General features: G+C 34.5%; 9 protein-coding genes. 8 read left to right on the top strand and 1 reads right to left on the bottom strand.

The window, feature by feature from the left end; all coding sequences use genetic code 11:
* Positions 1–193: 193 nt before the first annotated feature.
* Entirely contained in the window at positions 194–709 is a 516-nt protein-coding gene (gene pgsA / locus H6G41_RS01880) for a CDP-diacylglycerol--glycerol-3-phosphate 3-phosphatidyltransferase (RefSeq protein ID WP_190743087.1), read from the top strand.
* Between the two features lie 146 nt (positions 710–855).
* On the opposite strand, the gene H6G41_RS01875 is transcribed toward pgsA, so the two are convergent.
* A complete protein-coding gene (locus H6G41_RS01875; protein WP_199315988.1) occupies positions 856–2,208 on the bottom strand; it encodes a sugar transferase in 1,353 nt (450 codons plus the stop codon).
* 798 nt (positions 2,209–3,006) lie between these two features.
* Here H6G41_RS01875 and H6G41_RS01870 point away from each other — a divergent pair.
* From H6G41_RS01870 to H6G41_RS01840, 7 genes are all read left to right on the top strand, one after another.
* Complete coding sequence (locus H6G41_RS01870; RefSeq protein ID WP_190743083.1) at positions 3,007–5,202, top strand: polysaccharide biosynthesis tyrosine autokinase; 2,196 nt, start codon at positions 3,007–3,009, stop codon at positions 5,200–5,202.
* A gap of 329 nt (positions 5,203–5,531) precedes the next feature.
* Positions 5,532–6,989, top strand: a complete 1,458-nt coding sequence (locus tag H6G41_RS01865; protein ID WP_190743081.1) for an oligosaccharide flippase family protein — start codon at positions 5,532–5,534, stop codon at positions 6,987–6,989.
* Between the two features lie 26 nt (positions 6,990–7,015).
* Positions 7,016–7,954 (top strand): class I SAM-dependent methyltransferase, encoded by a 939-nt coding sequence (locus H6G41_RS01860; RefSeq protein WP_190743079.1) that lies wholly within the window; start codon positions 7,016–7,018, stop codon positions 7,952–7,954.
* Positions 7,955–8,064: 110 nt separating this feature from the next.
* Positions 8,065–8,811: an FkbM family methyltransferase gene (locus H6G41_RS01855; protein WP_190743077.1), complete on the top strand. Its 747-nt coding sequence runs from the start codon at positions 8,065–8,067 to the stop codon at positions 8,809–8,811.
* Positions 8,812–8,916: 105 nt separating this feature from the next.
* Positions 8,917–10,260: a glycosyltransferase family 2 protein gene (locus H6G41_RS01850; RefSeq protein ID WP_190743075.1), complete on the top strand. Its 1,344-nt coding sequence runs from the start codon at positions 8,917–8,919 to the stop codon at positions 10,258–10,260.
* On the top strand, positions 10,245–11,375 hold the full coding sequence (locus tag H6G41_RS01845; protein ID WP_190743074.1) for a hypothetical protein: 1,131 nt from the start codon (positions 10,245–10,247) through the stop codon (positions 11,373–11,375). The genes H6G41_RS01850 and H6G41_RS01845 overlap by 16 nt, the downstream gene beginning before the upstream one ends.
* Positions 11,272–12,096 carry a glycosyltransferase family 2 protein gene (locus tag H6G41_RS01840; RefSeq protein ID WP_190743073.1) on the top strand — a complete coding sequence of 275 codons (825 nt, stop codon included), beginning with the start codon at positions 11,272–11,274 and terminating at the stop codon, positions 12,094–12,096. Before H6G41_RS01845 ends, H6G41_RS01840 begins: the two co-directional genes overlap by 104 nt.
* Positions 12,097–12,099: the final 3 nt, after the last annotated feature.

The raw sequence follows: 12,099 nt of genomic DNA, 5'->3' as shown, positions 1-12,099 counted from the left end.
GAATATCGCCTAACTAAGCAAAAACTACTAAGCTAAAACCTATCTAAATTTCTAGATTAGATTTTATCAGTACCCTGTGGGGTAAGCATCTTGCCTCCTCGAGGATGCGGGGGAAGTAAAAATTACCAATAAAATTACAAGGGTTTCCAATTTTAATTTACATTTAAATATAATTTTCAATTTGCAATTGCTTATGACCTTACCTAACTGGATTACTTTTTCACGCTTGTTAGGAATACCATTTCTGCTTTACGGCTTATATAATCCTTCACCACAAGCACAATGGATCTGTTTAGCAATTTTTCTAGTCGCTGCATTAACTGATTGGTTAGACGGCTATTTAGCGCGAAAACTCAATCAAATTAGCGATTTAGGCAAATTTCTTGACCCTTTAGTCGATAAATTCTTAGTACTTGCACCATTAATGGTGTTAATTGAATTAGGCAAAATCCCCGCTTGGGGAGTGTTTCTCATTTTAGCGCGAGAACTAGCGATCGCAGGTTGGCGAGTCAATCAAACTCAAATTACCGGGGCGAATATTTGGGGTAAACTCAAAACCGTCAGTCAAATTATTGCGATCGCCCTTTTAATTGCACCTCTGTCACCAAATTGGCAATTACCAGCCTTAATAGCTTTTTGGGTTTCTGTAATTCTGACATTAATTTCTGGGGCAATTTATCTCTTACCAGCACCCGCATCAGCCGATTAGTCGTCAATTCTACATCACACACAACACCAATGCCCACTCGCCCTGAGCGTAAAGCCTGCGGCAAGCTTCGCTTAACGCACAGCGTCTCGTTCGCGCAGCGTCTCCCCTTGGGAGAAGAGAAGTCGAAGGGTGCCCACTTAGTATTTTTATCTACCTTTACCCAACAAAACCACGCGAATTGTTTTAAATGCGATCGCAATATCTAACCAGAGAGAATAATTCTTAATGTAGTAAAGGTCGTAAGCTAGCTTTTCTGAAGCATCCTCAACCGAAGCACCATAAGGATAAAGTACCTGGGCCCACCCTGTGATACCCGGTTTCACTAAATAACGCAGTTCGTAGTAAGGAATCGATTCTTTTAGCTTGATATCAAACTCCGGCCTTTCTGGCCTGGGGCCTATCAGACTCATATCTCCCCTAAGGACATTAAAAATCTGTGGTAATTCATCAATGCGCAGTACTCGCAGCAAGTACCCGACTCTAGTAATGCGTGGATCTCTTTGACTAGCCCATTGCGCTCCCCACTTTTCCGCATCTTTATACATAGAGCGAAATTTATAAACCCTAAATGGCTTACCGTAAAGCCCAGTACGTACTTGGCTGTAAAAAACTGAACCAGGACTATCCAACTTAATCGCCACCATTGCCAATAGCATAAGTGGAAATAAAAATATTAATAACAGCCCTGCCAGTATTAGATCTACCAAGCGTTTCAACTTCAAACTAATACCACTAGAGACTAAGTTAAAACCAGCACTAAAAGCCCACCAGCTATCCTCTAATAAACAGGAGGGCAGTTTGTACCATAAAGTTTCGCAAATATCCGGTAACCGATAAATAGGGATACCTTGCAGTCTTAATTGCATCAACTGCTCCACCTGGATCTCAGAAAAACTCATCTGAGTGGTTACAACCAAACCTGACCAAGGATACTGACTCCAAACAGTTAGGTCTTTAATATTACCTCCATAACTTAAGTTAGATGCTGTTTTAGCTAATTCAGTAATATCTTTACTAGTTTCTGCTAAAACCACTAAGCGCCCTAGGGGGTTTTGCTCTAAGAACATTTGTGCAAATTTTATCCCACTCTCACCAGCACCCAGCATTAACCATAGACTTTGCTCAGCGTGCGATCGCAACCACTTAACCGTTAATAACCTTGATATTACTGCCCAGATTGTAAATATTCCCAAGCTAACTAGCAAAATTCCTCGCCCTAAAAAAGGGTATTGTCCCCAAGTCCCAGATAGGTAAATTAAAGCAGAGGTAATGCCAGCAATTATGGAATTACTAATCACAATGCGAGCTGGAGCACGTAACCCTGCTATCTGTGTATCTGGGTGGTAAGTATCTGCTAAATAAAGCCCTGCCAATACTAGTAGTATAAATCCGCAAACGATTGTATCAAAACCTACTGGTTGTCCTATACGTAACCAAAATGTAATTTTTAAACAGATAAATAAGCCGAAAATATCCCCTACCAAAAGCAATACAGGCATGAAGCGGGGGATTTTATGAAACTGAATGCTTCCCCTGTAACAATTAAATGGTACATTGAACATAAGTATTTTATACTACGTTTAAATTTTCAGGTAAATAATCTGTCGGTAGTAAATTTTTTGTGCCTTAAGATGCTTAACCCTCAAGTCCATGACCTTAAGCATGTACTTTAAATTACCAAAAATTGGTAATAAAACAGGCAAATTCGATGAACTTAGTTTGATTTTAAGAAGATTTTAAGTGTTTATGCGATAATATTTTATTACTTTAGAACATAAAAAAATTAACACAGTAACAGTAATTTTTGTTATGTATACCTTAATATAAGTTCTTGTTCACTAGTAAATACTAGTGAACAATTGTGTATATTTTGATTCAATGTATTATTTATCAATAACCTAGGTAGCAAGACTTAGGTCAAACATACATTACCAAATCAGTGAAATTTACAACAATAAAGGATATTTACTCTAAACAAAAATCTTTTAATTGCCATCAAGCTTCAAGCTTAAGCTCAAATAATAAGTTAATCTTATATTATATTTAAATTTTTATAAATATTTTGTCCTTTCTACCAATGATTTTTGTCAAAAGTAGTATTTTAGTGAAGAGCGAACAGAAAACTAGTATAAAATAGTCAGGACATTTTGGGAATCAGAACATTTCAGGAAAATGTTTTGATAGAAAGTTAAGACTAGCCATTCCCAGTGGATGTTGTCGAAAAAATTACTTTGTGTGTCAGCACTTAGAGCAGTGATAGCCCAAATTATTATTTGTGGTGTTTCGGTACATTATTTATGCCTACTCAGCAAGACGACCGTGACCTGATTAATTTTCAACAATACTGGCCGATATTAAAAAGGCGTTGGCCAATAACAGCAGTTGTGATTAGCTCTGTGTTTGGACTAACAGCATTAGCCACCTTCATACAAAAACCAGTTTACGAATCACAAGCCAAGCTGTTGTTTAACAAACAGAGTGGAGCTTCATCCCTCACTGGTCTGTCTTCACAAGTAGGAGAACTCAGCGGTTTAACCAACCTCAGTAACCCAGTAGATACAGAAGCTGAGGTCATCCGTTCAAATCCTATAATCCAAAGAACTATTAACAGCCTTAATCTCAAAGACAAATCTGGTAAACCACTGAAAATCGAACAATTTCTCAAACTGCTGAAGCTCAAGACTATTCGGGGGACAGATGTGATGCAACTTTCCTACCGCAGCACTAATCCCCAAGAAGCTGCAACTGTCATTAATTCCCTGATGGGTTATTACTTAGAAAGTAATGTTCGCACTAACCGTTCCGAGGCTAGAGCAGCAAGGGAATTTTTAAGCAAGCAGCTACCTGAGATTGAAAAAAGAGTTTTAAAAGCCGAAATAGCCCTGCGTCGCTTTAAAGAGCAAAACAGAGTAGTAGCTTTAGATGTAGAAGCAAAAGCTGGAGTGGAAGGACTCAAAGATTTAGAACAAGAAATTACCACCGCTCAAGGAGAATTAGCAGCTGCAAAAACACGCTCTACTGCTCTACAACGTGAAATGGATTTAAGTATCCAGCAGGCAGTGGAACTAAGCACCTTAAGTCAATCGCCTGGAATACAACAGGTACTTGAAGAATATCAGAAAGCGCAAGATGAGTTAGCTGTTGCGCGGACGCGTTTGACAGACGATAACCCTACAATTATTAATTTAGAGCAAAAACAAGCAGCCTTAAGAAGCCAGCTCGAAAGACGAGTAGGTCAAACCCTTGGTAGTTCTGAGCCTATACCAGAACAAAACTTGCAGATAGGAGAACTCAAACAAAACTTAAGTGAAGATTTAGTCAAGTCAGAAGTAGAACGATTGGCATTAGGGAATCGGGTTGCACAATTGCGCCAAGCATACATAATCAATAAGAAACGCTTAGATATACTACCTAGATTAGAACAACAGCAGCTACAGCTACAGCGACAGATGCAAGTAGCAAAAGTTACTTATGAACAACTGGTGAAGCAATTTCAAGAAGTTGAAATGATTGAGAACCAGAATGTTGGTAATGCGAGGATCATTTCAGATGCCTTAGTTCCCGATAAATCAGTTTCTCCAATTGTTCCTTTAAATCTGGCGCTAGGTGGTTTTTTGGGAATTTTGTTAGGTGTCGGCACAGCATTAATCCTAGAAGCTACAGATAATTCTCTCAAGACTATTGAAGAAGTCAAGCAGTTACTAGACTATCCTTTACTAGGCACTATTCCTTTAGCAGAAAAACCTAAAAGTAGTGATAGTAATGAAGCAGGAGCAGAATTACCTGTATTGAATAATCCCTACTCCCCTGAATCCGCAGCTTTTGAAATGCTTCAGGCCAACTTAGGCTTCAGCATTTCTGATAAAACCTTGAAAGTAATTGTAATTAGTAGCTCAATTCCAGGTGAGGGTAAATCTTTTGTCGCCGCAAACTTAGCTGTAGCAGCAGCGCAAAGCGGACGCAAAGTACTGTTAATTGATGCAGATATGCGTCGCCCTCGTCAGCACAAAATTTGGGAACAATCAAATCTGATCGGGCTGAGTAATATTTTAGTAAATCAGGCTGAGTTACCCACAACTACTAAAGAAGCATTGATGACTTTAGACTTAGTAACTGCTGGTACAATTCCACCTAATGCTGCTGCGCTTCTAGAGTCAAAACGGATGGTTTCTTTGCTCCAAGAGGCTGTTAATGAGTATAATTTTGTGATTATTGACGCTCCACCTTTAACAGCAGTTGCTGATGCCCAAATATTAGGAAAATTAGTAGATGGAATATTGCTAGTTGTGCGTCCTGGTGTAGCTAACTCGGCAGCTGCTGGTGCGATCAAGGCTCTGTTAGCACAGTCTGGTCAGCGAGTTTTGGGAATGGTTGTTAATGGTGTTACTGCTAAGAGCAGCTATGGTGGATACTATTCCAAAGGTTATTATCATCAAAATGGACATTCCAAGAATGGTAATGTTGATATGAAAACACTGAAAATCCGTAATTAATCATCTCAGGTGAACTAAGATTTAATGAATTTTGATCTTAACGAACTTGCAATGCCTACATTCTGTCATGCTGCGATTGAATGTCTAATGTAGATTTAAAAGCTAACCCAAGTTATATGCAGCCCAATTGATAAGTGATAATTCTCTCATTTGTACAACAATTCAAAAACCCTCCTTCCTCTACGCCCGAAGCTGTCTTAGTCATTAAGCAGTCAAGAGTTATTGCTGACATCAAATAAATCCATACTAATTTGATAGTGAATAATATGGGAAAAGATGCTTTGATAAAAAATTTTAGGATATTTATCTGTTACATGGTTATTATTTAAGTGAGTAATTCGTTATTAAAGAATGGTTTTTACAATGCTGCGGCTGGAGTAGTCAGAATTGGATTAGCTGTACTAACAATTCCTATATTAATTCGTCTAATTGGAGTTGAAGAGTATGGACTCTGGACACTAACTTCTGCGGTAGTCGCAATGGTTGCTTTAGCTGAAGCCGGTCTTTCAACAACAACAACCGTCTTTGTATCACAAGATCTTGCCCGTGAAGATAGTGTCAGTTTATCGCAGACTTTGACAGTCACTATTGGGGCAATGCTGATACTGGCTACGATAGCAGCGATCGCTCTGTGGTTCGGTGCACAAACCTTAGTCAGTTTATTTCCTAAATTGGGAAGCGAACAGCGTTTAGCCGCTGTACAAGTCCTGCAGATTGCTGGGGTAGTAGTTTGGGCTAAACTACTACAGCAAATAATTGTGGGTATAGAGCAAGCTTATCAACGTTATGGAGTCATGAATCTTTTAATTACACTCCAGTCAGTACTCAGTAATTTAGGCTTGTTAGTAGTTGCATGGCTGGGCGGAAAAAGCTTTGCTTTAATGCAATGTCAAGCCTTTTTAAGCATAGGTGCATTGATTGCTCATATTTGGTTAGGCTGGTCATTAACTGCCAATATCAAGCCACGGCTTTTATGGAACAAGGCTAAAGGATTAAATATATTGCATTATAGCTTAATGACTTGGTTTGCTTCTATAGGCTCGGTTTTATTTAGTCAAGTTGATCGCTTGCTAGTTGGATATCTATTAGACACAGAAATACTTGGTGTTTATGCAGCTATCACTAATATAACAATACAGATAAACACATTTTCTGCATTAACAATACAACCTTTAATTCCATCAGTGAGTTCTCTGTTTGCAGAAGGGAGCCAAAATGCTTTAAGTAAACTGAGAACATCTATTCAACAAGCTCTGCTAATCAATGTTGTTACTGCCTTTGGTCTTGGAGTAATTCTCATAACTATTGCTCCATTAATTTTACAATTAATGTTACCGTCTACTTTTAATAAAGAATATATTGTAGTATTTCAAATCTCTGCACTTATATACTTACTATATTCAATCAATGCAGTAGGTTATTATGTATTGTTTGCCTTAAATTTAGTCTTATTTAATGTATTCATTGTTATTAGTAGTGGACTTTTATCTTTAATACTAATATTTATTTTATCTATAAAATATGGACTTTTAGGTGCTATTATAGGCAATTCAGGTTATTTAATCACTATTATATTATCAGTTTACGCTAGCCGAAAAATTGGTTTAAGTTATAGAAAATTACTAGATTTAACATTAGTACCATTTATTTGGTTATTTATTGGCGCTATTATTGGTTTTATCATTCCCTTATTAATTAACATCAGAATTTTAATTGTGAGCATTGAATGTATCTTTCTTTTAGCATGGTTCAAATTTATTCAATATCCTAAACTCAGAATCAATTAAACTCAAATCATATATTAATAAAACAAATGGAGCCAAAAATGCTAGCAAAGGAACAATGGCAAAAGGTTACGAAATGCCCTTCATGTAGTACTTCAAACACATTATATTCCGGTAAATTATCAGAAAAATCATATCAATGTGGAGATGAAATTATTTATGCCCCCCAGGAAGAAATTGAAATATTACAATGTAGCAATTGTCGCCTATATTACAAGAATTTAGTACCGTCATCATCATTTTTATCTGAATTATTTAGCAAACAGTCAAAGAAAATTTGGTCTGAACCATACGATTTTGTTTATGAATCTAAATTTCTCGAAAAGCTCAATAATTATCAACCTTTTGATATTCTTGATATTGGAGCTTCCCACGGAAATTTACTGAAAGCTTTATCTAATATTGAGGGTAGAAGATCTGCTCTAGATATAGCTCAGTACCCTGGAATTAAACCTTATATCAAAGGAGAGTTTATTCAGAATTTTATAGATGATCCGCAATTGATATGGAGTAGCGAAAAATATGATGTAGTTACAATGTTCGATATTATGGAACATCTATATAGACCTCAAAATGTTTTTCAGAATCTTGCATCACTTGTCAAAGACAACGGCTATGTCTTAATTGAAACAGGAGATGCTGATAATTATTGGCCTCAAAAATATGGTATTGAGAATTGGTGGTATGTAAAATTTGTAGAGCATCATATATTTTGGAATACTAATGCTCTCAAAAAACTTGCCGAAGAACATGGTTTTACAACTATATTTTGTGAAATTAAAAAACATAAATCAAGGCGTGCTATTTCGGGGTATCTCCAAAATTTGAATCAACTACTAAAGATAGGATTATATGTGTTTAATCCAAAAATATACCAAAAAATTGCCAAATTTAACGAAAAATCAGGAATTCAACCTTGGAGTCCATTTACTAAAGATCACATTTTTATAATTTTTCAAAAAAAATAGTCTAATTTCAGTTAATTGCTAATATTCCGGATTTATTTAGGAGTTTATTTAAGAAAACATTTATTTTTTCTTTTGGCTTTTCAGAAAAACTATTTACTTAGAAAAATATCATGCCATTTTTCAGCCAATTCACCCGTCGTCTTAATTCACTAGCAAATTATATTGAAAATCCACAACTTTTTGGACTGCGCCAACGAGGTGGTCTTCCCAATACCTTTTTACAACTGAATCAACCTTGGTTACACTCTCTTAATATAAATACAGTCATTGATATTGGTGCAAATACTGGTCAGTTTGCTTTAACGATAAATAAAATCCTATCAAAAGCTAAAATTTATTCCTTTGAGCCGCTACCTGAATGTTTTGAAAAGTTGCAGACTCTTATGTCAAACTGTAAAAATTTTACCGGATTTAATGTCGCTTTAGGAGATGAACCGGGAAATTTGACATTTGAAAAAAATGCTTTTACGCCATCTTCCTCTTTTCTGAAGATGACTGATTTACATAAAACAGTATACCCACATACAAAAAATACTAATTATATAAATGTAAAAGTAGAGACACTTGATCACATTATCAATAGTCTTGAAATTGGTGACAATATTCTAATTAAATTAGATGTACAAGGTTATGAATATAAAGTTATTCGTGGGGCTGAAAATACTATTATGCGGTGCAAATTATTAATTATAGAAACTTCTTTTGAACCACTTTATGAAGGGCAACCTTTATTTAATGATTTATATAATGAACTAATAAAATATGGCTTTGTTTATGCAGGAGCGATTGAACAAAATTATAACCCACAGAATGGAAAAATTTTACAAGCTGATAGCATTTTTATCAGGGATAAATAAATCAAAATTTATATTTAAATTGTGAAATTAATATAAATTTTTAAATATTAATAATATTCGTTATTTTCTAGATTTGAATCTATATAGCTATTAATTCTGCGACAAATGAAAGATTTAATTAATAACCTAAATTCGGAGCAATCTCAACCATTACCAGGATTCCAACACTATTTATCATACCTTAATAGCTTATACCTTTCTCATCATTTTGTTGAAATAGTAAATGTAGATTCCCATGAAAGTGATGATCTAATAGGTTGGAAGGGTGTGGAATCATTCACCTGTTTAACTGAGAGCAATGAATTTTATGATATTGATATACGTTATGCATGGAACCCGATCGTTTTTCAACAAAACCTCATAGATCATGGTTGGACAGAAAAGACTTTACTAACTAATGTTAATAATAACACTAATGTTAATAATAACAGACATAAAATAATAATTTATTTTTGCAATTCGGAAATTCAATTGTTAGACAATCAAAAAATTGAAAATACTCCACCACAATTTGTTTTAGGAAATTACTGGCAAACTATTTCTCATCTCTATCTTCCCTATACTATGGCACATCCCTTTGTGCTACCTAAATTAAATTTGGAAATGATGGCGACTATGCCTAATTTTCAACCACAAAACTTTGAACACAACCAAATTATTGATAGAGGTGGTTTACGCACTAAAGGAGTTGCCAAAAATGGTTCAGGATTAACACCATTAGTGTCAATAATCACCGTTGTAAAAAATGGAGAAAAATATTTAGAACAGACAATTCAGTCAGTTATTAATCAAACATATCCCCATATCGAGTATGTCATTATTGATGGAGGCTCAACCGATGGCACTCTAGATATTATCAAAAAATATAATAGCAAAATCGATTATTGGCTAAGCGAACCTGATGAAGGGATAAGTGATGCCTTTAATAAGGGTATCAGTTTATGTTCTGGTGACATTATAGGTATACTCAGTAGCGACGATCTTTATTTTCAAACCTCAACCGTCAACACAATAGTAAAAGAATTTGCGAATAATCTCCAAACTTTCTGCTTCGGAAAATGCTTTTATATCTCAGATAAAATTATCTCAGTTGTTAATGCTGATGTTGATTATGTAAAAAAAATTAATTTTTATATGCCTCATATCCACCACCCAACTGTCTTTATGAAGAAAAAAATTTTAGAAGAATTTTTATTTTCTAAGCAATATAAGTACTGTATGGATTATCACTTATTTCTACGATTAACAAGAAACAATATTATAGGAAAACCCTTAAGTCAAGCAATCACCATTGTCAGAACAGAGGGAGTATCAAACTTTTTTTATTATGAAACTAGAAAAGAAGTTTTTAAGGCTGCTACCGAGTTAGGTAGCAACAAATTCTTAGCTTTTTTAAGCTATCTTCTATTAATAACAAAATATTGGATTAGGCAATGCATCAAATTTTAGCATTATTCTCGTTTTGGACTCTATTTTCAGTTGACATTCTGGGAGTGTCATTTTATCCTTCATATCTTTTAATTCCTCTATATATATTTAAGGCATATTATCCTAAATATATAACCAAAATTATCATCATCATCATACCTGTTTATGTCTTTGCTCTAGCTAGCAAATTTTACTTAATTGCTGACGTAGTTAAGTTAGGGATTATGATTACTTATTTTCTCTATCTAAATAGTTTCTTCGATAAAGACAAACTTCTCAACATAATTGACATATCTGTAATTATTTTGGTTTTGTTTGGACTCTCCCAATATGTAAGCTTTCTAGTTGGGAATCTGGGTTACGTTACTTGGTTACATGAAGTGATAGGAACAGGTAAAGAAGAATTAGGTGCGGCTTTCGATTTACGTGGTGGGATCTTGCGAGTAGCGTCTTTCACTAGGGAACCTTCATATTTTGCTTTTACCGTAGGTGTTTATTTCTTTATCACAAAAAGAATTTTTATAAAATTGGTTTGTGTGCTTGGTTATATTTTAAGTTTTTCTTTAGTTTCACTTTATGCTGTCATTGGACTGCTGGGATTTTATTGCTTTCGATTTTTATTTAAAACTAAATATAGTCTTTTAATATATACAATGTTAATTGTTTTAATTCAAATATTATTTGTTAAGTATTTTCTTGATGCCTACGTACCTGATTATTTATATCAAACTTTCAGCGATAGGTATTCGGGTTTAAAAGAGTTTACAAGTTCCAGTAATTTAATTGAAATACTCACTGGTATTTATGGAACTACTTTAAGTGATGTAGATAGTGTAGCAGTTATTAGAAGTTATTCTAATATTTCTTCGCTTGCTGTTAATTTTGGTTTATACGGCATATTTGTATATATTTACTTTATTCATAAACTTGGCAGATATAATGAATCAGCAGCTTTATCAATCTTTTTGTATGGATTTAATTTTTACTATCTAACAGGTTGGCCAACCTTTGTGATTTTTGTCTATTTATTATATGCTCAAAGTTCCAGTTTCAGTGATTATCCCTTGTTTCAACTCAGAAAAAACTATTATCAGAGCACTGAATTCAGTGAAAAATCAGATTTGTCAAGTTCTTGAGGTAATTTGTATAGACGATTGTAGTAGTGATAGAACTATCAAAACTATTGAAACCTATAGATCTCAAAACCAAGATTTGTCAATTCAAATTTTGAAAAATCCAGCGAACAGTGGCCCGAGCATTGCTAGAAATTTAGGTTGGGATATAGCAAGAGGAGATTATATTGCTTTTCTAGATGCTGATGATGTTTGGCACCCAGAAAAAATAGCAATACAGTATTCCTTGATGATTCAAAACCCCCATGTGTCAGTATGTGGACATATTTATCGGACATTTAGTACTGAAGAATGCTGTTTTGATTCCTTAAATATTGATGAAGTTAAATTACACTCCATCACAAAAAATCAAGTTTTATTTAGTAATCCTTTTGTGACTCCATCTGTTCTTATCAAGAAGAATATTAGTTATAGATTTCAACCGAGAAAACATTATTGTGAAGATTATCTTTTGTGGGCGCAAATTTGTTTCAATAATCATTCTGTTTCTATAATCAAGCTGCCTTTAGTTTATGTATTTAAATCTAATGATTACCAAAGTCTCAGTAGTAATAAAATAAATATGAGGCTAGGTGACTTGAAAAATTATTACCAATTATGGCAAGAGAAAAAAATAAATTTAATGACAATGAGTTTCTTCATTGTATACTCAATATCTAAACTTTTATTACTGATTTTTCTGCCAAAAGTTCATTGTTTAATGAGACAACAAATTGATAGTTAAAGA

Source organism: Tolypothrix sp. FACHB-123 (assembly GCF_014697075.1).
Classification (GTDB): domain Bacteria; phylum Cyanobacteriota; class Cyanobacteriia; order Cyanobacteriales; family Nostocaceae; genus Aulosira.
The sequence above is the reverse complement of the archived record's forward strand: the minus strand, read 5'-3'. Positions and strand labels throughout refer to the sequence as shown.

Excerpts from the sequence above, each read along its gene's own strand:
- pgsA (WP_190743087.1), top strand. The coding sequence starts at position 194 with ATGACCTTACCTAACTGGATTACTTTTTCACGCTTGTTAGGAATACCA.
- H6G41_RS01875 (WP_199315988.1), bottom strand. The coding sequence starts at position 2,208 with ATGCCTGTATTGCTTTTGGTAGGGGATATTTTCGGCTTATTTATCTGT.
- H6G41_RS01870 (WP_190743083.1), top strand. The coding sequence starts at position 3,007 with ATGCCTACTCAGCAAGACGACCGTGACCTGATTAATTTTCAACAATAC.
- H6G41_RS01860 (WP_190743079.1), top strand. The coding sequence starts at position 7,016 with ATGGAGCCAAAAATGCTAGCAAAGGAACAATGGCAAAAGGTTACGAAA.
- H6G41_RS01855 (WP_190743077.1), top strand. The coding sequence starts at position 8,065 with ATGCCATTTTTCAGCCAATTCACCCGTCGTCTTAATTCACTAGCAAAT.
- H6G41_RS01850 (WP_190743075.1), top strand. The coding sequence starts at position 8,917 with ATGAAAGATTTAATTAATAACCTAAATTCGGAGCAATCTCAACCATTA.
- H6G41_RS01845 (WP_190743074.1), top strand. The coding sequence starts at position 10,245 with ATGCATCAAATTTTAGCATTATTCTCGTTTTGGACTCTATTTTCAGTT.
- H6G41_RS01840 (WP_190743073.1), top strand. The coding sequence starts at position 11,272 with ATGCTCAAAGTTCCAGTTTCAGTGATTATCCCTTGTTTCAACTCAGAA.